The organism is Sphingobacterium sp. LZ7M1 (assembly GCF_024296865.1).
Taxonomy (GTDB): Bacteria; Bacteroidota; Bacteroidia; order Sphingobacteriales; family Sphingobacteriaceae; genus Sphingobacterium.
Genome location: NZ_CP101134.1, coordinates 158,667 through 182,018, shown reverse-complemented (window position 1 = coordinate 182,018; position 23,352 = coordinate 158,667). Strand labels below are relative to the sequence as shown.

The following is a 23,352-nucleotide window of genomic DNA, read 5'->3' as shown; positions in this document are numbered from 1 at the left end:
TCCCTTTTTTGGATACAATTATGAAAGTTTTAATTGAATGGCAAGTATACTGAAATCTTTAGATAGGCGGTTTAATCTTCGACAAATTCTTTCTGGAGTTTGTCCATTCTACGCTTGATGGAAGCGTCGATTCGATAATCGTCTATTTTATCGATAGCGGTTTTCTCCACGGTTACTCCTGTATTGGATTCATAATTATGCACCTCTTTTTGATTTTTTAGGGCATTGTCATAAGCATCACGACCACTCATCAATTTGACGAAAACTGGCAAACATTCGAAGAAGATAAATAGCAAAGCAATAAAAATTACCGCATTTTCAGTGGATTTATTCACTGTTCCGTCCGGTTTTTTGTGAAGATTGCTCAAGGCGGCATTTCGGTCAGCAAAACCAGCGACATTTACAGCACTATCCAGGGATTTATCCGACAGAATCCGTTGGCTCATCAGACCTTCCGAGGCTTTTCGTTGTAACAACTCCGACTCTTTGGTCTGCAATCGACCTCGCAAACTATCTAGATAAGCCTGTTGTTTATTGAGGTTTTCCTCCTTCATTTTTGCATAAGGACCATAGCCCATCACCCCTGAAGTCTCATCGGTTTTGGTTCCGAAGATTTCATGGTTCAATTGCTGTCTAGAGGTCTTGATACTCGCTTCAAGTGAATCGGCATGTGTGGTCAGATTCTTGAGCTGAGCATATTCAACACGGTATTTATTTTCGAAAGTCTTGTTTAGGGTGTCAATTTTGGCGTTCTGTTGAACCAGATATTCCGCCCGTAGGTGTTCTTTGATTTCTTTATCAAAGATTTTCAGTTCCAGAGGCCTGGAAATGATCATACCGATCAGGATGGCCAACAAGATACGGGGAAGGGCCTGCAATAATTGCATCCAGCCACTGCGGCTCTTGTCTATACTCAATACGATATACCTGTCCAGATTAAAGATGGCCAGACCCCAGATCATACCGAAAAGCAGGGCGAAAAAGATGGCAAATGAACTACCGCTAAACACGAAATACAGGGCATAGCCACCTGCCAACGCTGCAAACAGTCCAGTGAAAAATATCGTTGCACCAATGCTTATATATTTATTCTGCTCCTCAGGGAAGCGGTCCAAGGTTTCCTTATGTACCCCAGCACACCAGAAAAAGAAATCCTTCATAAGTTAAAGCTTTAGTAATTAGACGCAAACGACTCACTTTTGTTACAGCTAATTAAACAAATATTTTAGAAATTCTTAGTAGTTTGTTGGCTACAAAGAATGGGATACTTAAGTAAAGAATTAGTACCTTTGCACAAAATTTGAAACAAACTAGAAGAGAATGAATAAAAAAGTTTTTTTACCTTACTGCATGGTGATAGCCAGCTTGTTAGTAGGGTGTAACAACGAAACTAAAAAAGAGGAAGCTGTAGATTTGAAAAATCCATTATTAGCCAAGTACGAAACTAACTTTGAAGTCCCTCCTTTTGACCTGATCAAAGATGAACACTTCAGACCTGCTTTTAAAGAGGCTTTGAAAGTACATGAGGCAGAAATTGATTCTATTTTGAAGATCGATGAACCTGCTACTTTCGCCAATACCATCCTTGCATTAGAGAATGCAGGACAACTATTGAACCGTGTGTCGACAGTGTTTTACAACTTAAACAGTGCTAACACAAACGACACGATTCAAGCCATTGCAAAGGACCTTGCCCCGGTAATGTCGGCGCATAGGGATGAGATCAATTTGAACCCAGAGCTTTTCAAACGCGTGAAAACCGTTTATGACCAAAGAGCAAATGCTGGTTTAGATGCAGAAGATCAAAAATTATTAGAAGAAACATACAAAGGATTTGTTCGTTCGGGAGCAAACCTGAAAGATGAGGATAAAGAGAAATTAAAGAAAATCAATGCTGAACTTTCTGTTTTATCGACTCAATATGGTCAGAACCTATTGGCTGAAACCAATGCCTTTGAAATGGTTGTTGACAAAGAGGAAGATTTAGCCGGATTACCAAAAGAATTGAAGGCCGCGGCAGCTGCAGAGGCAAAAGCTAAAGGAAAGGATGGCAAATGGTTATTTACATTACAGAACCCTTCTGTAATGCCATTCTTGCAATATGCGGATAACCGTGAATTGCGCAAAAAGATTTGGGATGCTTACCAATTGCGCGGTAATAATGGCAATGATGCTGACACAAAAGAAATCTTGATCAAGATTGCCAACCTACGCCTAGATAAAGCAAAATTATTGGGTTATTCTTCTCATGCTGCTTATGTGCTTGAGGAGTCTATGGCAGAAAATCCTGCTAACGTGAATGCCCTGTTGAACAAAATCTGGACTCCAGCTTTAGCAAAAGCTAAAACTGAAGCTGCGGATATTCAAAAAGAAATCGAAGCTGCCAAAGATACATTCAAAGTGGCTCCATACGACTGGAGATATTACCAAGAGAAAATCCGTCAAAAACGTTATGCTCTGAATGAGGAGGAAATTAAACCTTATTTCAGTTTAACCGACGTTCGCGAAGGTGCTTTTGCTACTGCGAACAAATTGTGGGGGATTTCTTTTGTCGCTCTGAACAATGTACCAGTTTACCACCCAGAGGTTGAGGTTTATGAGGTTCGTGATAAGGATGGTTCTCATTTAGGTTTGTTATATGCTGATTTCTTCCCTCGTGCTTCAAAACGTTCTGGCGCATGGATGACATCTTACAGATCTCAAGCTCGTGAGAACGGAAAACGTCTTGCTCCTGTGATCTCTATCGTATGTAACTTTACAAAACCCGTTGGTGATAGCCCTGCATTGTTGACATTTGATGAAGCAACAACTTTATTCCATGAATTTGGCCACGCCCTACATGGTTTGTTCTCAAACGTAAAATACAGAAGCTTAGCAGGTACTTCAGTTCCTCGTGATTTCGTTGAACTTCCTTCGCAGATCATGGAAAATTGGGCTGCTGATCCTGAAGTATTGAAAACATACGCGAAGCATTTCCAAACTAAAGAAGCTATCCCTGATGCATTGATCGAAAAAATGCAAAAGGCTGGGACCTTCGACCAAGGATTTGCGACCATTGAATATTTAGCAGCATCTATGTTGGATATGAACTACCATAGCGCTACTGCTCCAATCAAAGCCAAAGCAGATGAGTTTGAAAAATCGGCAATGGATAAAATTGGATTGATCGATGCTATTATCCCTCGTTATAGAAGTACTTATTTCCAACACATCTTCAGTGGTGGTTATTCTGCAGGTTATTATAGCTATATCTGGTCTGAGGTATTAGATTCAGATGCATTCGCTGCATTTAAAGAGAAAGGTCTTTATGATCAGAATACAGCAGCTTCCTTCCGTAGCAACATCCTTGAAAGAGGTGGCACAGGAAATCCTGCTGAGATGTACCGCAAATTCCGCGGTGCGGATCCGGACCCAATCCACCTGATGAAAAAGAGAGGATTGAACTAATAAAAAAAGCGCCTGGGATAACCCAGGCGCTTTTTTTATGTTGTATCAGGCGTGAATTACTTAATCACGCCCAATTCCTTACCTACTTTTGTAAAGGCTGCAATAGCTTTGTCTAAATGTGCTTTTTCGTGTCCTGCTGAAATCTGCACACGGATACGTGCTTTTCCTTGAGGCACTACCGGATAATAGAATCCAATAACATAAATTCCTTCATCCAACATCTTGGAAGCAAACTCTTGCGCTAATTTAGCATCATAAAGCATTACTGGGACGATAGGATGGAAGCCTGGTTTGATATCAAATCCAGCTTCGGTCATTTTCTCACGGAAGTATTTGGTGTTATCTTCTAGCTTATCACGGAGTTCAGTTGTTTCGCTCAACATATCCAAGACAGCAACAGATGCGCCGGCGATAGCAGGTGCCAAAGTGTTGGAGAAAAGGTATGGGCGAGAACGCTGGCGAAGCATATCGACAATTTCCTTGCGACCAGAAGTGAATCCTCCAGATGCACCTCCTAAAGCTTTCCCTAAAGTTCCGGTGATAATATCTACACGGTCGATTACATTGAACAATTCGTGGGTTCCGCGGCCTGTTTTTCCGATAAAACCAGAACAATGTGATTCATCGATCATAACTAAAGCTTCATACTTATCGGCTAGGTCACAGATCTTATCCAATGGCGCTACGGATCCATCCATGGAGAAAGCACCATCCGTTACGATAATTTTATGTCTTGCGCCAGAAGCAGCCTTTAATTGTGCTTCTAGATCTTCCATATCACAGTTTTTGTATCGGAATCTTTGCGCTTTACACAGGCGAACTCCATCAATGATGGAAGCATGGTTCAACTCATCAGAGATGATTGCATCTTCAGGACCTAACAAGGGCTCGAATACACCTCCATTTGCATCAAATGCTGCTGCATATAAAATGGTGTCCTCAGTTCCTAAGAACTTTGAAATCTTAGCTTCTAATTCTTTGTGGACATCTTGAGTACCACAAATAAAACGTACCGAAGACATTCCATAGCCATGACTATCGATTGCCGCTTTTGCTGCCGCCACAACTTTTGGATGTGAGGACAGTCCCAAGTAGTTATTCGCACAGAAGTTGATTACTTCCTGTCCTGTACTGATTTTGATATCTGCTCCTTGAGGAGTTACAATAATGCGTTCTTCTTTGTACAAACCTGCATCCTTAATTTCTGCAAGTTCTTTTTCAAGGGCTGGTTTTAGAGTTTTATACATAGTATTTCAATTAATCCGCAATAAATATAACCTTTTTTTATATCACCCCCTTACGAAAACGTTTGCCCTAAATTCATTATCCCATGAAAGCCAGAACTATAGCTCCATTCTCGAAGAAAAATGCCCCGAATAGATGGTCTATTGGGGGCATTATCCTTTTTGAGTTCTTTTTCTTGATTACTTAACTCTCTTCCAGGTTTCAGTACGCCCGATGAGGCTAATTCCGATGTAGCCACGGATATCTAGCTGGTCATCACCCTTTAGGGTCATTTTACAGCTATAGGTTTTTCCTGATTTAGGGTCATAGATCTGACCATCTACATAGGTTTTACTTTCTTTACTGAAATCGGTTAAGATTTCTAAGCCTTGGATATTCCTGCTCCTCAATTTGGGATCAGGATTTTTCACATCTTTTTTTGAGGCATCTTTAACCCAATAAAGCTTGCCAAAAAACTTGTCGTTCTTCTTGTAGATTTCGATTCTTCCCTCCCCAATTGGATTTTGCCATTTCCCAATAATTGGATCATTATTTTGTGCGAATAATACCATGGAGAATAATAGGGCGCAGAATGTTGCAACTATTTGTCTCATAACCTTTGATGTTTAAAATTGTTGGATGAATATACACATATTTTTCTATGTTAGCATAATATTATTTTTGTTACCCCTAAAAATACCGTCCAATAAACCGCTTTATTGGCATTAATTTTGAACCATTTTTAACTACACAAATTATTTAAGTTATGAGGTTCATTATTAGTCTATTAGTTACAGGTTTAGTAGTTGCAATCGCATCATGGATTATTCCTGGAGTAACTGTTGCTGGTTTTGGATGGGCTATCCTAACGGGTTTAGTTATTGGCTTGGTGAATGCGATTGTAGGTGGAATTCTACGTTTATTTACTTTCCCATTGAATTGGTTAACATTTGGTCTGGTATCATTTATCATTACAGTTCTGATGATTATGCTTTCAGATAAAATCATGGGTTCGAAATTTGATGTAGCAGGGTTTTGGCCTGCGTTCTTTTTTGCCATCATCGTTGCGATTATCGAAATGTTGATCGGACGTATGGGCAGCGATAATAAATAACTCAAAAAAAAACCGCTAATTTTAAAACAAACGGACTGCTCAGCTGAATGGCTGGGCATTTCTGTTTTAAACAAAAAATGGGTTTGACCATGCCAGCCAAACCCAATTGATATAAAGAGAAATTGTTACTATTACTTTTTTGTTTTCTTCATTTTATTGATCCAGATCATCACGCCTGTTATCGGCAATGAGGTTGCGATCAGACAGGAAATAAAATAAAGCATTTTTGTAAATGGTCCATAGATATCCCCGATATGCAATGCCTTTATGGAAGCAGAAGCTCTCTGGTTAAATGGTTTCTCGCGGAAGACATCTCTCTCCAGCACTTCACCACTATACTGGTCCAAGGTTAATTTATCTCCAGCTGAAGGAGCAAAGAAACCTGTTCTGTTTTTACTGATTGAAACTGTCCCTACGCTATCTTTTGCAAAGTTGATAGTGACATCGCCATCATAAGGCAGGACTTTATTAACGGCCAAAATGGTCTCTTCAATGCTCTTCGGTTTTTTTCCATCCGCAGGTAATGTAGATAGGACAGGAGCTTTCTCTTCTTTTGGAGCATCTGGAGATTTATAGGTTCCCCATGTTTTTTGCCAGCCCGCACGATACCAATCAAATGACCAAAAGGGGCCCGTAACGGCCATCAAGAACAGAATGATACAGCTGTAGAAACCCAGTGTATTGTGAAGGTCATGATTGAGCCTTTTCCAATTCGCCGACCAACGGATGTTTAATCCGTTTTTCCATGCTCTCATTTTATTAGGAAACCAAATGACGATACCTGTAATCACGCCTAACAAAAACAATAAGGTAGCTGTTCCCGTAATCCAAGAACCAAGCTTTCTGTTTTCAACACCTTCAATGATCGGCTCTTCAATTTCATTCAACAATAACCAACGGTGCAAACCGAACATCTTTTGCATAAACTCTGCGGTCTTGGTTTTCACATCCGAAGGATCACCGATTACCTGACCTGTATAAGGATTTACGGCCAACTGGTTTGCTCTCGGACCACGACCTCCAGCAGGCCCTCCAGGACCAGCAGGGGCAGCTCTCTGCGGACCTTTGCTTTCCCAAACTTTTGCTTCTCCGGGTCTTAGAGGTTTTTCAGCTGTTGCACCTTCCTTTACATCCGTCCTGTCCCCAGGTTTTTGTCCTTCTTGACCTTTGGAATTTTCAGGTTTTCCTTCTTTTTCCTTCCCTTCCCCGTCCTTTTCTTTTTTATTGTACATGAAGAATGTAGGAGCATTATCGGCATATGGTACTTTTACACCTACTATTTTACCTTTTACTTCCGGCGTAATAGCGGCCAACAATTGATCTGCATTTTTCTTCTGTCCTTCAACTTTTACTTTATTGAATTCAGGCATTGCCAATGCCCTGATTTCAGTGTTATAGGTGTAGATTGTACCGGTGATACAAACGATAAAAACCACGATCCCCGATATCAACCCTCCCCACAAATGGATGTCGTTGAAAAGTTTCCTTACTTTCATCCATGTTGATTTTTTTTGTACTCTTTTACTCATTTTTCTCTTTATACTACTGTAATGAAAAAATCAGGTGAGCAAGATTCTGCACACCTGATATAATATTTTGTTGATATCTTAATAAATTCCGATATACTGGTTACCCGTTTTATTCACAAGTTTTGCCCCTACTGACATCTCTCCAGATTTTCTGTTGAACACATAGATGTTTCCATCTTTACCCACTGGTGCGATAGCTATAAATACATCATCCCCTTCCAATGCAATATTTTGGATCTGACGGAAATTCAATTCGTCTTGGTTTGGAATGTTATATTTTCTAGCGGTATTATTTTTTAGATCTACCCACGCAATATATCCACCCTTACCAGCTACATTGTACACAACGTATCCTATTCCATCACCTACATATTTCCATGTTTCGATGTATGAATCTTTAACCCCTAAAGCCTGATCTAAACTAAATGCGTATGAAGCATCATATTCATTGCTTGTACCATCGATTCGTAAGATCTTAGAACCACCACCGCCTACTGCTTCGCCTGAGGTAGCTTGGTAAACATGACCATCTGTACCTACATACTGAAGAGTACTACGGTATCCATTGGTATTACCTCTTGTTTTGTTAGAAGTAAGGATTTTAGGATTTGTTAAAGAAGGGTAGTCTAACACCAAAGTTTTAGCCCAGCTTTTCAAACCATTTCTATCATTTTCCCAAGTAGGTTTTCCATCAGTTCCAAGGGTGAATTTTGAAGTATTGTGTTTTGAAACTGCTGCTCCAATAAATACTTTATTCCCAGCTTTATTGATTACAGGAACATCGATACGGCTTACATAATAACCAGCTGCAACTTCTTCAGCAGTTAATTTCAAGTCGAATTTGGTGGTTTTTGTAATCTTGGGATCATTTAAATCCAATGAAATAACATCCGTTTTTGCTGTTCTTTCTTGGTATACAAAGTTTGGCGCTTGACCTGTATAAACTGCATCATTTGCTGCTGCTCTAACTGCAATACCAACCCCTTCTGCTGCTTTCAACCAACGTGGAGCTGTACTTACATATGTAGCTGTCTCTACTTCAGGGCCTTCCGGGGTAAAGTTCTTTCCACCACGAACCCTGAATTTGTTGAAATTACCGCCATCATCACCTGTATATTGGATATTATATAAATACTTTCCATCAGCTGATGCTTGCAGACGCGCTGTTCTTGAAGATTTCACGTGCTGACCATTCGCAAATACATCGACTGAAAATGCTGGACTTTTTGCTTCCTCAGGCTTCATACTGAATACCATAGTTCCGGCATTACCATCACCTGGCTCCTCATCCATCAACGCACCTGAAACAGTGATCCAACGTATATCGTCTTCAGTTACTTCTTTCGGACCTTCTCCGTCTTTTGAACAACTGCTAAATATCAAACCAGTGGCAAGTATTGCATACTTTAATAGATTCGTTTTCATGTTATTAATTATTAAGAGTAATTATATATTGTTAATTGAGTAGTTCAGTTTCAAATAAAATCCCCTACCAGGCTTCTGAACGCCGAAATTATCATAAAGTTCAGCATTGAATACGTTCTTGACATCCAGTGCCAGAATGAGTTTCTTGTTAGGAAAAACATAGCTCATACCCAAATTCTGTGCGTACTGTGCCGGTGTAATAAACCAATCAGAATCTGGCCATACTGTGCTGAAAGGCGCCACATAACCAATATTGTAGAACAGGTTTAACTGAGAGGATTTTTGAATGATATTATCTAATCTATAATGAACATTTCCATTCATGGTATAGAAAGGCTCATTAGGAATCTGTTTGTTGTAATAGGTCATCGGTTGACCTGAAGTAGGATCAAACTCTTGCTTAAACAAGGAATTGAATTTGGAAAAATTGAACAATAACGTAAGCTTGTCCTTATGGGCATAGGTCAGTTCACCTTCAAAGCCCACGGACTGAGAAAGCCCCAAATTGACATATTGGGTAAGTTCAATTTCTTGGCTGTTGATCATTTCATTAGCTCTCGGCATGATCCTGTCTTTCGTGTTCCTCCAAAAAACATTGGTTCCAACCGAAAATCTATGATCACCGAAATCATAAGTCCCTAACCTAAACCCCGCATTATAGTTGTCGCTGATTTCGGGTGAGATCCCCGGATTGGCCAGAACATTATCTTCCGGACTTCCAAAAGTTTCCATATCAACCGGCATTCTTACCGCACGTTCTCCTGAGGCCAGAAGTACCAATCGATTGAACAATTTATAAGATGCCGCAAGACCATAACCATAATTTACACGGTTGTCCTTGCTGACATTCTCAACGATCTTCGTCTGCCCGTTTTCAATTACCCCTGTATAAGAATGGCTAGCAATAGATTGTTGATAAATCTTGTAGAACAGATTTGTTGTCAACTTATTATGGAACGTTTGAGCTTCATAATTGAACGACACGACATTCTTTGCAAGATCATTCGAACTGTTGATGCCGGTATTACCATCTTTTATCAACAAGTTTTTGTCTTTTCTATCTACGGTATAAAAAACATGGTTCACGGAGAATCTATGTCCAGAAAGAATATCATAACTCAAGTTCGTCCTGATATTGGTTACCTGACGATCAATATCCGTCATCGCAGGTTTCCCCTGCTGTGCTCCATCCAGTCGACGAATAGGATCACCATTTAAATCAAGGCGGATCTGTCCGTCCCAATTGTAGGCCCAAGGAATAGTATCGAGGATATTGGTGCTCCTAAAACTATGGACAGCATTGGTATTCAAGGATAGGCCTGGCACAAATAAGTTCTTCTTATTATAAGTCAAACTCAACACATTAGCCGTGGCATCAGAGGTTCTGCCCATATAAGGAGTCCCCATGGTCTGGCCATGCTGAATCTCTTTATGAGAATCAGAGATATTATATCCTAAAAAGAAAGCATCCGCCCATTTTACATCAGTAAATCCAAACTCAAATCTTCCAGATAATGCTCTATAGCCATCAAAGAATCGTTTGGTCCTATAGTTACGACGTACAACGCCATTGGGTTCTATATATTTGGAGAATTTACCCCAGATTTCATAATCGTTGTCTGAATTCAAGAAACTTCCTGAAACCCTAGTGGTAAAACCTGTTTTCGCGTTTCTATAAAGGCCAGAAATATCTGATTGGGTAGTATTGAATGAGCCATAAGAAACAGAGGCAGATAAGTTATTGCTCGAAGTACCTTTTTTAAGAACAATATTGATTGCTCCTCCAAGCAAGTCCCCTGTTAAATGAGCAGGAAGAACCCCTTTATATACCTCGATGCGATCAATCATCGAAGGAGGTATATTATTTAAGTTAAATGAGGAACCATAGGTCGAAATTTCTATCCCATCAATGAATATCCCGACCGATCGACCAGTCATCCCATTTAAGTTATATTGTACCTCCGAACCTAGACCTCCACTTTGACGGACCCTTACTCCTACAGTACGGTCCAAGAGTTCATTAGTTTGAATATTTCTTGTGGAAGCTTCTTTCGTTTCGATCACATTGACAGCAAACCCCTTGGTCTCAATTTCTCTTTTTACGGAATTCCCTTGTACCCGCACCTCATCAAGACTGATTTCTCCTCTTGGGTCAATATGGATATGTAAATCATAGTTGGCCTTATTGACATCAATAGGAAGTCTCTTCGATTTAATCTCAATGGAGGTCACTAAGATGGTCTGTTTTCCATAAGGAACTTGCTCCAATGTATACAAACCTTCATCATCGGAAATGCTTGCAATTGGAGTGCCCTCAATTCGCACTGTAGCTTTTGAAACAGGCGTCCCATCTACCAAATGAACTTTACCGGTTATTGTTGAATTTTGGGCAAATACAATAATACAGGTAAATAAAAATAATATGGTGAGGTAAAATTGTTTCATTATTCCAGATTAATACAGTAACTTCGACTTTCTTTAGAACAAGTCTAAATAAATACTGCTGCAAATGTAGAATTATTCTAAATAGCAAAATGACGCAATCAGAAAAAAATACTACGCAATCGGAAATTTTACCTGAAACAACCAATGGTATTTCTACCAATATGTTGGAATTAGGCACTTTAATGTATTTTACGGTACTCAAAGGCAGGCAAAAATTCAGTTTCACTTCTCCTATTGATGGTTATTTAAATCTATTGCTACTAGAAGATTCTGCAAATTGTTCCATTCAGATCCAGCAGGACAATTACCTTTTACAAGCGGGCGACAACATGTTGATCCACATGAATAAAGGTGACCTATTTGATTTGAAGAGCATCTGTCTAGACAACCGCATCCTTCTGATGTTAATCCCCAGTGATAAGCTCTTAGTCTTCCATGACAAGTACATTGCAGACCAAGAACGGTTTCAACATGGATTGCTAACTAAAGCGGACGGCAGGATTGCTCTTGCTTTGCAACAAATTTTCGAGCTGTACGAAGCTGATTCCTATATCAATCAATTAAAGATCCAGTCCCTTTTGCTGGAAGTCATTATCCATCAGGTGGAGAGCCTCTTTGTGGAAAATGAAAACAAGGAAATCATTGCCAATAAGAATCATTATGAAAAGATCCAAATGGCTAAAAAGCTAATTGATGAAGATCTTTCAAAAAACCATACCATTTCAGAATTGGCAAAATCAGTGGGCACCAATGAGCAATACCTAAAGAAACATTTCAAGCAGTTCTATGGAAAGACCATCATGAACTATATTACTGAAATGAAAATGGAGCATGCGAAAAAGCTGATCCTGATGGGCAAATACCGTATTTCTGATGTGGCAAGGATGACAGGCTATAAGCATTCCACCCATTTCACCACCGCCTTTAAAAAGTATTTTGGAATTATCCCCAACTCACTTCGATACACTTTCTTAGTGGCTCATGAAGGCGTACAGGCCATCCCTGAGTTGTTGAGCAACTTACCTATTTTCTAAGAATTACTCCATCTATTTTATTAAAAAAAAAGCTGTTTACTTCATTGTAAACAGCTTTACTCTTTATAGATATTGGTTAAAATTTATAACTCAATGTACCGGTAAAACTTCTTGGTGGAATCGGGTTTACACTATAGTTCTCATGCACGTAATAGTTAAAGGCATTTCCGATATTGCTAACCTTTCCTAAGATGCTCCAGTTTTTATAGGTATATCCAGCTGAGAAATCAAATGTCGTAAATGGATCCACTGCGATCAGTCTGTTTACACCTTCTTTCTCATTTACTTTGCTGTTGTTCCAACCTGCATTTCTCTTACCTGTATAGAATGTCGAGAATCCTAGTTTCAACCCTTTTAAACTTCCATTTTGAAGGGTATAGAATACAGTTCCATTCGCAGAATGCGCTGTTGTTCCTACCAAGCGAACCCCTTCTACATTTCCGTTTTCATTGGTTTCCAAATAACGCATAAAGTTGTAACTATATCCGGCCATAACGTTCAGGCCTTCGGCAATTTTACCGGTCAAATCTAACTCAACACCATCAGAGGCAGTCTTTCCGGTAAATTCTTTCATGTTAGGATCTTTTACCGTTCCGTCAGCTTCAATGATGGTCTGTGCAAACTTATTGTTCTGAATTCTGTACCAGGTCAGGTTTGCCGATAGTCTGCCATTGAAGAAATCATTCTTAACACCAGCTTCATACTGATCGATCAATGATGGTCCCATAGGTTGGAAATTTAAATCATAACCTGAGTTTGAAGTGAAGTTATTCGCATAACTAGCATAGATGCTCATGGTCGAAATAGGTTGATAGATCAAGGCCAACTTTGGAGACCATGCTTTATCTACCTTACTTCCCATATCTTCGCCATCTTTACCTTTGTTAGGCGTTATTGTCGTTTCTCCAGTTGCATAGTCATACACCTCTGCATTCTTGGTTTTTTGATAAGTATATCGGATCCCAGCAAGGATTTTAAACTCCTTAGTCAAGGAAATCAAGTCTTGTGCAAAGACTCCATAACGGTTGATATCTGTTGTAGTTCTTGTTTTCAAATCAACACCTGGCATATCTGAACGCATCATAGCGGTATAGGGATTAAAAACATTGATGCTATCGTATGCTGTACTTGGCTTATTGTCCAATCCCGCCCCATAGATATTGAAAGCATAGTTTTTGGTATTGGATTGATCTGCATCAGCTCCAATTAAGATCTGATGTTTTATATTTCCCGTTTGCACATTCCCTTTCACGTTCAATTGCTGGTTGAAACTTAGTTCATCTTGCTCAGTCCTGTTTAAAGCACGGGCGGCCATTCCTGTAGCTTTGGCTTGGATACGTTCAGATCCATAATAATCGCGACCATATTGTTGGTAACTGGCTATGGCCTGTAAATTCCAGTTATCTGAAAAGACATGCTCAAAATTTATCTGTCCATTCGAAGAATTGGTTTTATTGAATGCCCAAGGCGTATTGATAAAGGTATTTCTACCGACCTCCTTATTGATCTTTCCATCCACTGAACCTATTCCAAAATCAGGCGTATAATCTGATTTCAAGTAATCAAACATAAAGTTCAAACTGGATTTCTCCGACATCTTATATAATAGGGAAGGATTGATATAATATCTCTTGCTTTCAACATAATCCCTATAATTTTCTGCATATTCTCCTGTTCCGACAACCCGAAAAGCTAGTTTATCTGAAATCGGGCCATACACATCCACGATAGGCTTGTATTGGTTATAACTCCCCATACGCATGGATACCTCTCCACCATATTCAAATTTGGGCTTTTTGGTCACCAAGTTTACTACTGCCCCTCCAGTAACACCTCCATACAGAATAGCAGCACTCCCTTTTAAGATCTCAACAGACTCTAAAGTACTGGCTTCAATGGATCCACCATTGTTCGTACGTGCACCGTTCTTAAAGATATTATTGGACCCTAGGCTATAACCTCGCGCAAAGAAATTCTCATTAACACCACCACGATTTGCTCCCATAGCTACCCCATTGGCATTCTTTAAGGCATCGCTCAACCTATTGATTTGCTGATCTTCGATCACTTGCGCATTGACAATCTGAACCGCTTGCGGAAGATCACGGTCTAGGATTCCAGCCTTTCCAACATTAAGGACTTTATCATTTAAAGAATTATATCCTGTCACTTCCACTTCTTGGATGTTGTGATTAGCTGGCTTTATTACGATGGTCCCCAGATTTGTGTTTGTTTCCTTTGGATTAACGAATACCGACTCCTTTACATACCCAACGCCAGTTACTTCCAGATTGAAGGTACCTTTATAAGGAACATATAGTTCAAAGTAACCATTCTCATCAGACATGGTAACTTTATCCTTGACTTTGATGTTCAGTCCGGAGATCGATTCATTGTTATTGCTACTAACTTTCCCTTTTACAGTCGTTTGAGCATTGGCGGCAGTGTAGATCGTAGTCGCTCCAAGCAGAGCAAGTAGATATGATGTTTTCATGGTATTTATTTGTACTGATTCTAAATAGTGCTGCAAAAGTAATGTCGGGGTAACATTAAAAAAATAAACAATCCGATAAAAACATTCACAATCCGAAATTTTTACCAAAAAAATAAGCTGTCCCTTTCGAGGACAGCTTATCTAATATCTATTTATACCTAGATTAGAATTTCCAACGAACAAAAGCTTCGATAGCTTCATAGTTCGCTAATCCTAATTGGTGGTACAATCCAGCTGTTTCGCTAGTACGATCTTCAGCACGAACCCAAAACTCTCTTGGATCATCTCCTGGGAATACAGGAAGATCTTTTTGAGATTGGTGTTTGAAGATTGCCAACCTTTTGCGTTTCACCTCTTGTGGAGAAAGTGGAACCGCCATTTCGATATCATGGATCGGATATTCGTGCCATGCACCTCTATATAACCATAACCAACAATCTTTAGTCCATTCGTCGGTTTCTCTCAATCGCAATAAAGCTTCCAGGATAATATCGAAACAAACTTTATGGGTACCATGTGGATCTGCAAAGTCACCGGCAGCAAAAACCTGTTGAGGTTTCACTTGGCGAAGCAATTCCATGGTCTGCTGAATATCATCTTCAAAATCGATCTCCTTAGAGAATTTACCGCGATCATAGAACGGAAGGTCCATAAAGTGGATATTCTCATCAGGAAGCCCTACGAAACGAGCTCCAGCAATAGCTTCACCCTTACGGATAAGTCCTTTGATCGTTCTGATAATTTCAGGGTCTACTTGATTAGGCTTTTTAACTTTAAAGAATTCACGAGCCTCATCATAGATCTTACGCGTAACGCCATTATCATCTTCCACGACTACCGCATAGTCTTGAACGAATTCCAAATAACGTAACACATCATCGTCCCAAACAGCGGTATTACCAGAAGTTTGATAAGCCACATGTACATTATGACCTTGATCAGCCAAACGAATGAAAGTACCTCCCATTGAGATCACATCATCATCAGGGTGTGGAGAAAATAAGATTACATTCTTTTGTGCTGGTTCAGCTCTTTCAGGGCGGTTAGAATCATCCACACCTGGTTTACCACCTGGCCAACCTGTAATGGTACGTTGTAATTCATTGAAAATACGGATGTTGATGCTATAAGCAGTACCTTGCTCAGTAATTAATTGAGCCATACCATTATTGTTATAGTCATCATCGGTAAGTTTCAGGATAGCTTTATCCAAATGCAATGAAAGCCAAACAACTGCTTTTTTAACTAATTTGTCTGTCCATACCACATCATGCGCCAACCAAGGAAGGTTAAAGCGGGTCAAGGCTGAAGCAGCATCTTCATCCAACACAAACTCAACATGATCAGACATCTGAAGATAAGTCGCAGGAATATCAGAAGAAATTTCCCCTTCAACCGCTTTCTTCACGATTTCAGCTTTCTTCTCGTTCCATGCCATCAATACAATTTCCTTGGCTTTGAAAATCGTACCTACACCCATGGTAATCGCTTTTGTTGGTACATTTTCCTTACCACCGAAGTCGCGTGAAGCATCTCTTCTTGTAAGGTCATCTAAGGTGACCAAGCGAGTACCTGAGTTTGGCGCAGACCCTGGTTCATTGAAACCAATGTGTCCTGTACGACCAATACCCAATAATTGGATATCTAAACCTCCCAAGCTGGAGATTTTCTGTTCATAGCCTTCACAGAAAGCCTGAACCTTGTCTTCTGCAAGTGTTCCATCTGGAATATTGATGTTCTCTTTGGGAATATCAACATGATTGAACAAATGCTTGTTCATGAATGCTACATAACTTTGTTCTGCAGTCGGAAGCATCGGGTAATACTCATCCAAGTTGAAAGTAACAACGTTTTGGAAGCTTAATCCCTCTTCCTTGTGCATTCTCACAAGTTCTTTGTAGACTTTTACTGGCGTTGCTCCGGTCGCTAGACCTAAAACTGCCTTTTCCCCTTTTGCATGCTTATCTTTAATGATAGCAGCGATGCGCTCAGCAACTTTAACAGAAGCTTCGTCTTGAGAGGGGTATACCGTTACTGGAACTTTCTCAAAGCGGGTTTCCTCTAATAAATTTAATCTTGCCATTTAAATTGAAAAATACCTTAGTGAGCCTCAAATTTAACAATTTATAAGGCTGTACGTGCATAAAATGCAAATCTTTTTGATTTTGTAAACGTTTTCAACGAAAATCACAGCTACAGCAATTATTTTAATCAATAATTATTAAAACAGACGGATATTTATTTATTAATATAATTTTAAATAATTGACTCTATCTATGAGAATTTTAAAAAAATAATCTACTTGTTTGGTAGATTATTGATAATTTTGGAAATCATAATTCACAAAATGAAGAAATTAATATTTTTAATAGCATTTATACCGAGCCTTTTGTTCGCACAAACCAAGGAAGAACTCATTGCACAAGTAAAGGCAAATCCCAAGGAGGTAAGCTCAATCCGTCTAATCCAAAGAGTGGGTGGCTATTTCCCAGAATACCAGGAATTGGCCGATCTATTCAAGACGTTGGATAAAAAAGTCAAGAAATCCACCGAAGGTAAAATATTTGATCGCTATTTGGACGCCCTAAAGAATACCCTGCCTGGCAAAAAATCGCCAAGCATCACCCAATTTGATTTAGCAGGTGAACCTTATTCCCTATCGGATCTGAAAGGTAAATATGTACTCATTGATTTTTGGGCTTCCTGGTGTCCTCCCTGCCGTGAAGAAAACCCTAAGTTGGTCAAGACTTATGCTGAATTCAAGGATAAAAACTTCGAAATCTTAGGAGTATCATTTGACAAGGAATTTGAACCTTGGGCAAAAGCAGTAAAAGATGACAACCTGACTTGGAAGCATGTTTCCGATCTTCAGGGCTGGAACAACTCAGCAAGTCTAGCTTATGGCGTGAAAGCCATTCCGCAAAATATCTTGGTGGATCCTGAAGGAAAAGTTGTAGCACGAAACCTGCATGGCGACGAACTCAACAATAAACTCAGGGAGATCCTGAAATAATAAAAAAGGATTCAAGTTATGGCTTGAATCCTTTTTTTATGTCTTAATTATTGTTTTAGTCTAACTTATACGCCACAACGCTATTGTTCAAGAAGGTTGGAACATACAAGATTTTCTCTTTTTGGTTGTATCCTAAATCCGCAGTTTTCATCTTATCCCTTACATCTAACAGTTCAGTTACCGTTCCGTTTGCTGCGATATGATAGATTAATCCTCCCCAACAAGTCACCAAATAACTGCCATCACCAACAGGCTCTAATCCATCACCACCCAATTGCAATCCTTTAGCCACAACAGTATGATTTTTATTGGCGTCAATTTTCCATAATTCAGGACCTGCCATCGCATACAACACACCATCAATAACACGTAGGCCATTGACATCCTTTACATCTTTCATGAAAAGAGATGGTTTATTATTATGGATCAGGTGAATCTCTCCTTTCCTGGTATCAGAGACATAGACCTTTCCATTGTTGTCCACAGTGACATCATTCAAGAATTGTGCATCAGGGATCTTAATTTGGTTGATGACATTACCGGTAATCATGTCGATCACCACGACTTCATCAATATCAGCAACATAAAGCAAGTCTTTATGCATGGCCAAACCTTTAGGAGCATTCAGTCCTTGCACCCAAGTCGCATCCTTTAGACTTCCGTCCAAATTCAAAATGGCCACTCCGCCCTTTCCATCCTTTGCAACGCCATCTCCGTCTATCAATGACACGTACAAAGCCGATTTCTCTGGCGAATATAATACCGATTCTGGGGTAGGAAGCTGTTCCTTAGACTCCCAAAGTTGAGTCAATTTCGTCTGACTAAAGCCCAGTTGTGAGCAAAAGACTATCAATGTAATTAATAAGGTAGTTTTCATATTCAATGCTTGTGTTTATCCTTTTATTATAAATATAACATTTTTAATAGCTTTTTGTTAGCTTTTTGCGCAGAATTACTTATTTTCAAGCTCTGTCAATTCTAAACTTAAAATCTAACAATCATAGCGTATGAAACCATTCTTGGATGAAAATTTTCTTTTGCAAAGCCGAGTGGCAGAAGAGCTTTACCATGACTATGCAAAAGAACTACCTATTATAGATTATCATAATCACTTACCACCTAACGAGGTGGCTGCCAATAAACAATTTTCAAATATCACTGAAATTTGGTTACATGGCGACCATTACAAATGGAGAGCCATGCGCGCAAATGGGATCGACGAAAAATTTATTACAGGTGCCGCAAGTGACCAAGAAAAGTTTCATAAATGGGCCGAAACAGTCCCTTATACCTTAAGAAACCCATTATACCATTGGACCCATCTCGAATTGCAACGCTATTTTGGCATTCATGACCTCCTATCTGCCGACAATGCTGATGCTGTTTTCGAAAAAGCCAACCAAGATTTGGCACAACCCAATATGTCGGTCCATGGGTTATTGGAACAGATGAAAGTGGAAACCATCTGTACCACAGATGACCCTATCGACTCGCTGGAGTTCCATCAGGCTTATGCCAAGAACCCAGGTAAATTTGATATGTTCCCCGCTTTTCGACCTGATAAGGCTATGAGTCCGGAGAACAAAGAAGCTTTCAACCAATATGTAAACCGACTAGGAGAGGTAGCCAATAGCGATATCAACAATCTGCAAGATTACCTCGATGCCCTAAAATCCCGACATGACTTCTTTGCCCAGAACGGCTGTTGTGTTTCTGACCATGGCTTGAGTCACCTATATGCAGAAGATTTCACAGAGAGTGAAATCTCCAACATCTTCACTAAGGTTAGACAGGGGAATGATTTGACGCTAGAGGAAATCAATAAATTTAAATCCGCATTATTGCTTCATTTTGCAGAATGGGACAATGAAAAGAATTGGGTTCAGCAATTTCATGTAGGGGCTTTCCGTAACACAAATTCCGGCTCCTTGAAAAAACTGGGACCTGATACCGGATTTGATAGTATCGGCGACTATTCCCAAGGTTTGGGCTTGGTAAAATTCTTAGACCGCTTGGCAGCGAAAGAAAAATTGGGCAAAACAATCCTATACAATCTGAATGCATCCGACAATGACCTGTTTGCCGCAATGTGTGGCAATTTCAATGATGGAACTACAGCTGGCAAGATACAATATGGTTCAGCATGGTGGTACCATGACCAAAAAGACGGGATGACAAAACAGATCAACAGTCTTTCAAACATTGGGTTGATCAGCCGATTTGTAGGGATGTTGACCGACTCCCGTAGTTTCCTGTCATTCCCAAGACATGAATATTTTAGAAGGTTACTCTGCAATATTTTCGCAGAGGATATCGTCAATGGTGAATTACCGCATGATATAAAATGGATTGGCAAGATCGTACAGGACATCTGTTATTACAATGCCAAAGCCTATTTCCCTTTCAAGAAACAAGGTTAGATCAAGATTTTTCCAGATTCAACCATTTTGGAACAGGTGGAGCTTCATAGGCCTCCATTTGTTCCAACAAGTCTTCAATCTTGTCCGAATACATGATCATCCTTTGGTTTTCCTCCTTCAACAGCCCCGTATCAACCATATGTTGGATAAATGCAATCAAATGATCATAAAAACCATCTACATTCAGGATCCCGATAGGTTTTTTATGCAGGCCCAATTGACCCCAGGTCGTCATTTCAAACAGCTCCTCCATTGTTCCAAAACCACCGGGAAGCGCAATGACCGCATCACATAAGGCATTCATCTTCGCCTTTCTCTCATGCATGGTATCCACTTCGATCAACTGCGTAATATCACTATGACCAATCTCCTTACTGTTCAAAAACTGAGGAATTACCCCTATAACCTGACCTCCGTTTTCCATGACCGCATCCGCAACCGCTCCCATCAAGCCAACTCTACCTCCACCATAAACTAAGGTTATCCCACGGTCCACAAAAACTTTCCCAACTTCCTCTGCAGCTTTCACAAAAGTCCCATCAAAGCCAGGACTCGAAGCACAAAAAACAACGATTTGATTTAGTTTCATGTCTAAAGGTAGGTAATAGACATGAGATGTGAGATATGAGACTTGAGATATCGACCTTAATATCTCATGTCTCATATCTCAATTCTCACCTCTACCTTCTAAAAAAACCAAGGCCCCAGACTGGGAGTCTAGGACCTCATTAACTAAACATTGAAACAAAGTTCTTTATTAGTTGCCTACTCTGTCTTTTTCCTCGTTTCTCGAGTCGCTTTTTCGGATCTGTTGTTTTAGGTTTCCGAATTTGTAAGTGAAAGTAAGGCGTACTGTTTGATTGTCATGGTACTGACGGATCCTCGATTGAAACTCGTGGAAGTCAGTAGACAAGTTATTTCTATTGCTTCGGAACACGTCGGTTACAGCCAATTTCAATGAGCTTTTCTGGTCTTTGAAGTTATAGTTAGCCCCGATATCTCCTGAAACCCTTCCATGTATCTTAAACAAGTTGTATACAAAAGGTGTATTTCCGTTGATGGATGCTTCTAATGACCACTGTGGATTCAACTTGAAGCTATTGAAACTGTTTGCCTGTACGAAGAACGATCCATTATCCACCTCATGTCCTGCAATCGGACCCTTAAAGTGCATATAGATACCGGTAATATTGTTGTTCATGGTCCAGATCTTGCCAATTCTGAATGGCAGGTTCAAGTTTAAATAAGAAGTCAAGGATTTACCAAGGTTCTCTCTGGTTACCCAGGTTGTATTCGTAACGGAATCCTGCCCCATACTTTCAACCATTGCATCATTGGTTATATCGGTACCCAAAGTAAAGTTGAACATCTTCATCAAGGTATAGTTCAATGTAAATCCATGCGTATATTGCGGATTGATATAAGGGTTACCCTGTTGATAGGTCAATTTATCAATATAATACCTGAACGGATTCAAGAAACGATAATTTGGACGTGTGATCTTCTTGGCATAGCCTAAAGAAAAAATATGATTCTCACTTAGGTTATATCCAATATTTGCAGATGGGAAAAAGTCTAGATAATCACGCTTTACCCGATCATTATTGGTCACTGAATTACCATCAGAAATGGTGTATTCTGCACGCAGACCAACCTTCGCAGTCCATTTTCCAAAAGGTCGGCTATAATCTAAGTATCCAGCAGAGATTTGCTCTGTATAGATAAAGTGGTTAGACTTATTAGCTACATTTTCCCAAGTATCCCCATTCAATTGATCGAAAACCATATTGTTGTCGGATTTCACATTACTGTATTTCACACCGGCCTCTAGACTTCCTTTTTTGAATGGTTTTACGTAATCCAATTTACCCACATAGATATCGATATCCGTTGGCATATTGCTTCGCTCACGCTCCTCTGGTTTATAAAGTTCACCATCCAATTTCTCAGTCCTATAGGTATAGTTCATGTTCGAACGGTTTTCAAAGGTGCTCCAGTCAAGATCTAAAGTCAATTTCTGACCGAGGGTATCCATCTTGAATTCGTTGTTGAAGTTTAAGGACATCCTATCCAAACTCATCTTATTGAATGATGGCGATCTCAAAACCGAGTCAATACTTGTCGGTGTAAAGCCGATATCAGTTCTACTCCTGTTTTCAGAATCTTCTGCATATCTGTTTCCAGATAACTGAAGCATCATGGTATTGCGGTCAGAGGTCTTCTGCTCAATACCTAACCTATAGTTATGGTTGTTGTTGTCCTCGATCATCGATGCATTTTGATCGAAAAATGTGGTTTTGTTACCACCGCTGATCTCACGCATGATCTGGATTTCATTCTCCTCTTTATTATTGGTATACGCATAGGAACCAAATAAAGTGGTATTGTTCTTTTTATAGTTCAGGTTCAACGAGCTATTCCCTCTGAAGTGCTTACCATGTGCCGCACTCGCCACAAATGATCCATTGAAACCTTCGGTCCTGTTCTTTTTCAGCACGATATTGATGGTACCTACGGCACCTTCTGCATCGTCTTTAGCAGACCTTGTCGTAGTCACCTCTACACTCTTGATCTGACCGGCATCGGTTGACTTTAAGAAGTTCGTCAATTGCTCTCCGGTCATAAAGGTCTGTCTGCCATCAATAGTGACATTCACCCCTTGCTGCCCCATCAATTGCAGATTATCATCCTTATCCACACTTACCCCAGGCGCACGTTTTACAACTTCCAAGGCATTGTTACCGGCCGCCAATGTTGAATTCTCTACGTTCAACACTAATTTGCCATTTACATTCTGGACCATTGGTAATTGTCCTTGAACAGTAACTGCCTCAATCGCTTGACTGCTTGTCCCCATCACGATATCTTCAACTTCATAGGTTTTATCGCCTAATTCAAAGACTGCAGATTTGCCCTTGCTGTAGCCTACTGAACTAACTTCGATATAATAGGATCCTTTCGGAGCTTTGATGATGGTATAAACCCCATTCTCATCTGTAACCGCACTTTTGATCAATACATTCGCCGTCGATGACATTAAATATACTGATGCTGAGGCTAATGGTTGTTTGTCCTGGTTCAGGACCCGCCCCTTGATATCTGTATCCTGCGCCTCAGGGCTGGCTATAGCTTTGCTAGCCACTGCCGCCAGAAAGAGGATCAGTATGGTAATTATTCTTCCCATTTTCTTAGGTATTAATGTAATTT

General features: G+C 39.9%; 16 protein-coding genes. 5 read left to right on the top strand and 11 right to left on the bottom strand.

Going from position 1 to position 23,352, the window contains the following annotated elements:
* Nucleotides 1-71 precede the first annotated feature (71 nt).
* Complete coding sequence (locus tag NMK93_RS00750) at nucleotides 72-1,160, bottom strand: DUF4407 domain-containing protein (protein ID WP_254526657.1); 1,089 nt, start codon at nucleotides 1,158-1,160, stop codon at nucleotides 72-74.
* 160 nt (nucleotides 1,161-1,320) lie between these two features.
* On the opposite strand from NMK93_RS00750, the gene NMK93_RS00745 reads away from it, so the two are divergent.
* Nucleotides 1,321-3,447 carry a M3 family metallopeptidase gene (locus NMK93_RS00745; protein WP_185215774.1) on the top strand — a complete coding sequence of 709 codons (2,127 nt, stop codon included), beginning with the start codon at nucleotides 1,321-1,323 and terminating at the stop codon, nucleotides 3,445-3,447.
* 56 nt (nucleotides 3,448-3,503) lie between these two features.
* On the opposite strand, the gene kbl is transcribed toward NMK93_RS00745, so the two are convergent.
* Both kbl and NMK93_RS00735 read right to left on the bottom strand, forming a co-directional pair.
* Nucleotides 3,504-4,694: a glycine C-acetyltransferase gene (kbl, locus tag NMK93_RS00740; protein ID WP_254526658.1), complete on the bottom strand. Its 1,191-nt coding sequence runs from the start codon at nucleotides 4,692-4,694 to the stop codon at nucleotides 3,504-3,506.
* 177 nt (nucleotides 4,695-4,871) lie between these two features.
* Entirely contained in the window at nucleotides 4,872-5,285 is a 414-nt protein-coding gene (locus NMK93_RS00735) for a DUF2147 domain-containing protein (RefSeq protein WP_254526659.1), read from the bottom strand.
* A 152-nt stretch (nucleotides 5,286-5,437) separates the two neighbouring features.
* Here NMK93_RS00735 and NMK93_RS00730 point away from each other — a divergent pair, with 152 nt between their 5' ends.
* Nucleotides 5,438-5,785, top strand: coding sequence for a phage holin family protein (locus tag NMK93_RS00730; RefSeq protein ID WP_093100141.1), 348 nt, complete (start codon nucleotides 5,438-5,440; stop codon nucleotides 5,783-5,785).
* Nucleotides 5,786-5,916: 131 nt separating this feature from the next.
* Here NMK93_RS00730 and NMK93_RS00725 read toward each other — a convergent pair whose 3' ends face one another.
* From NMK93_RS00725 to NMK93_RS00715, 3 genes are all read right to left on the bottom strand, one after another.
* Complete coding sequence (locus NMK93_RS00725; RefSeq protein WP_254526660.1) at nucleotides 5,917-7,314, bottom strand: PepSY domain-containing protein; 1,398 nt, start codon at nucleotides 7,312-7,314, stop codon at nucleotides 5,917-5,919.
* Nucleotides 7,315-7,392: 78 nt separating this feature from the next.
* Complete coding sequence (locus NMK93_RS00720; protein WP_254526661.1) at nucleotides 7,393-8,739, bottom strand: hypothetical protein; 1,347 nt, start codon at nucleotides 8,737-8,739, stop codon at nucleotides 7,393-7,395.
* A gap of 21 nt (nucleotides 8,740-8,760) precedes the next feature.
* The gene (locus NMK93_RS00715; protein WP_185215773.1) at nucleotides 8,761-11,184 is read right to left on the bottom strand and encodes a TonB-dependent receptor plug domain-containing protein; all 2,424 of its coding nucleotides are present in this window, start codon (nucleotides 11,182-11,184) and stop codon (nucleotides 8,761-8,763) included.
* An 89-nt stretch (nucleotides 11,185-11,273) separates the two neighbouring features.
* Here NMK93_RS00715 and NMK93_RS00710 point away from each other — a divergent pair, with 89 nt between their 5' ends.
* A complete protein-coding gene (locus tag NMK93_RS00710) occupies nucleotides 11,274-12,218 on the top strand; it encodes an AraC family transcriptional regulator (protein ID WP_185215772.1) in 945 nt (314 codons plus the stop codon).
* 76 nt (nucleotides 12,219-12,294) lie between these two features.
* Here NMK93_RS00710 and NMK93_RS00705 read toward each other — a convergent pair whose 3' ends face one another.
* Nucleotides 12,295-14,712, bottom strand: a complete 2,418-nt coding sequence (locus tag NMK93_RS00705) for a TonB-dependent receptor (protein WP_254526662.1) — start codon at nucleotides 14,710-14,712, stop codon at nucleotides 12,295-12,297.
* Between the two features lie 163 nt (nucleotides 14,713-14,875).
* Nucleotides 14,876-16,795, bottom strand: coding sequence for a glucosamine-6-phosphate deaminase (nagB, locus tag NMK93_RS00700; RefSeq protein ID WP_185212887.1), 1,920 nt, complete (start codon nucleotides 16,793-16,795; stop codon nucleotides 14,876-14,878).
* A 264-nt stretch (nucleotides 16,796-17,059) separates the two neighbouring features.
* Between nagB and NMK93_RS00695 the strand changes: the two genes are divergently transcribed.
* Complete coding sequence (locus NMK93_RS00695) at nucleotides 17,060-17,725, top strand: TlpA disulfide reductase family protein (protein WP_185212886.1); 666 nt, start codon at nucleotides 17,060-17,062, stop codon at nucleotides 17,723-17,725.
* 55 nt (nucleotides 17,726-17,780) lie between these two features.
* On the opposite strand, the gene NMK93_RS00690 is transcribed toward NMK93_RS00695, so the two are convergent.
* Nucleotides 17,781-18,602, bottom strand: coding sequence for an SMP-30/gluconolactonase/LRE family protein (locus tag NMK93_RS00690; RefSeq protein ID WP_185212885.1), 822 nt, complete (start codon nucleotides 18,600-18,602; stop codon nucleotides 17,781-17,783).
* A gap of 130 nt (nucleotides 18,603-18,732) precedes the next feature.
* Between NMK93_RS00690 and uxaC the strand changes: the two genes are divergently transcribed.
* The gene (uxaC, locus tag NMK93_RS00685; protein ID WP_254526663.1) at nucleotides 18,733-20,145 is read left to right on the top strand and encodes a glucuronate isomerase; all 1,413 of its coding nucleotides are present in this window, start codon (nucleotides 18,733-18,735) and stop codon (nucleotides 20,143-20,145) included.
* Nucleotide 20,146: 1 nt separating this feature from the next.
* Here the strand turns inward: uxaC and NMK93_RS00680 are convergent, their stop codons facing one another.
* Together NMK93_RS00680 and NMK93_RS00675 are read right to left on the bottom strand one after the other, a co-directional pair.
* A complete protein-coding gene (locus tag NMK93_RS00680) occupies nucleotides 20,147-20,734 on the bottom strand; it encodes a TIGR00730 family Rossman fold protein (protein ID WP_185215768.1) in 588 nt (195 codons plus the stop codon).
* A gap of 168 nt (nucleotides 20,735-20,902) precedes the next feature.
* A complete protein-coding gene (locus tag NMK93_RS00675; RefSeq protein WP_185212882.1) occupies nucleotides 20,903-23,329 on the bottom strand; it encodes a TonB-dependent receptor in 2,427 nt (808 codons plus the stop codon).
* Nucleotides 23,330-23,352 lie beyond the last annotated feature (23 nt).

Bases quoted from the DNA above. Each gene is read 5' to 3' on its own strand.
- NMK93_RS00750 (WP_254526657.1), bottom strand. From the start codon at position 1,160: ATGAAGGATTTCTTTTTCTGGTGTGCTGGGGTACATAAGGAAACCTTG.
- NMK93_RS00745 (WP_185215774.1), top strand. From the start codon at position 1,321: ATGAATAAAAAAGTTTTTTTACCTTACTGCATGGTGATAGCCAGCTTG.
- kbl (WP_254526658.1), bottom strand. From the start codon at position 4,694: ATGTATAAAACTCTAAAACCAGCCCTTGAAAAAGAACTTGCAGAAATT.
- NMK93_RS00735 (WP_254526659.1), bottom strand. From the start codon at position 5,285: ATGAGACAAATAGTTGCAACATTCTGCGCCCTATTATTCTCCATGGTA.
- NMK93_RS00730 (WP_093100141.1), top strand. From the start codon at position 5,438: ATGAGGTTCATTATTAGTCTATTAGTTACAGGTTTAGTAGTTGCAATC.
- NMK93_RS00725 (WP_254526660.1), bottom strand. From the start codon at position 7,314: ATGAGTAAAAGAGTACAAAAAAAATCAACATGGATGAAAGTAAGGAAA.
- NMK93_RS00720 (WP_254526661.1), bottom strand. From the start codon at position 8,739: ATGAAAACGAATCTATTAAAGTATGCAATACTTGCCACTGGTTTGATA.
- NMK93_RS00715 (WP_185215773.1), bottom strand. From the start codon at position 11,184: ATGAAACAATTTTACCTCACCATATTATTTTTATTTACCTGTATTATT.
- NMK93_RS00710 (WP_185215772.1), top strand. From the start codon at position 11,274: ATGACGCAATCAGAAAAAAATACTACGCAATCGGAAATTTTACCTGAA.
- NMK93_RS00705 (WP_254526662.1), bottom strand. From the start codon at position 14,712: ATGAAAACATCATATCTACTTGCTCTGCTTGGAGCGACTACGATCTAC.
- nagB (WP_185212887.1), bottom strand. From the start codon at position 16,795: ATGGCAAGATTAAATTTATTAGAGGAAACCCGCTTTGAGAAAGTTCCA.
- NMK93_RS00695 (WP_185212886.1), top strand. From the start codon at position 17,060: ATGAAGAAATTAATATTTTTAATAGCATTTATACCGAGCCTTTTGTTC.
- NMK93_RS00690 (WP_185212885.1), bottom strand. From the start codon at position 18,602: ATGAAAACTACCTTATTAATTACATTGATAGTCTTTTGCTCACAACTG.
- uxaC (WP_254526663.1), top strand. From the start codon at position 18,733: ATGAAACCATTCTTGGATGAAAATTTTCTTTTGCAAAGCCGAGTGGCA.
- NMK93_RS00680 (WP_185215768.1), bottom strand. From the start codon at position 20,734: ATGAAACTAAATCAAATCGTTGTTTTTTGTGCTTCGAGTCCTGGCTTT.
- NMK93_RS00675 (WP_185212882.1), bottom strand. From the start codon at position 23,329: ATGGGAAGAATAATTACCATACTGATCCTCTTTCTGGCGGCAGTGGCT.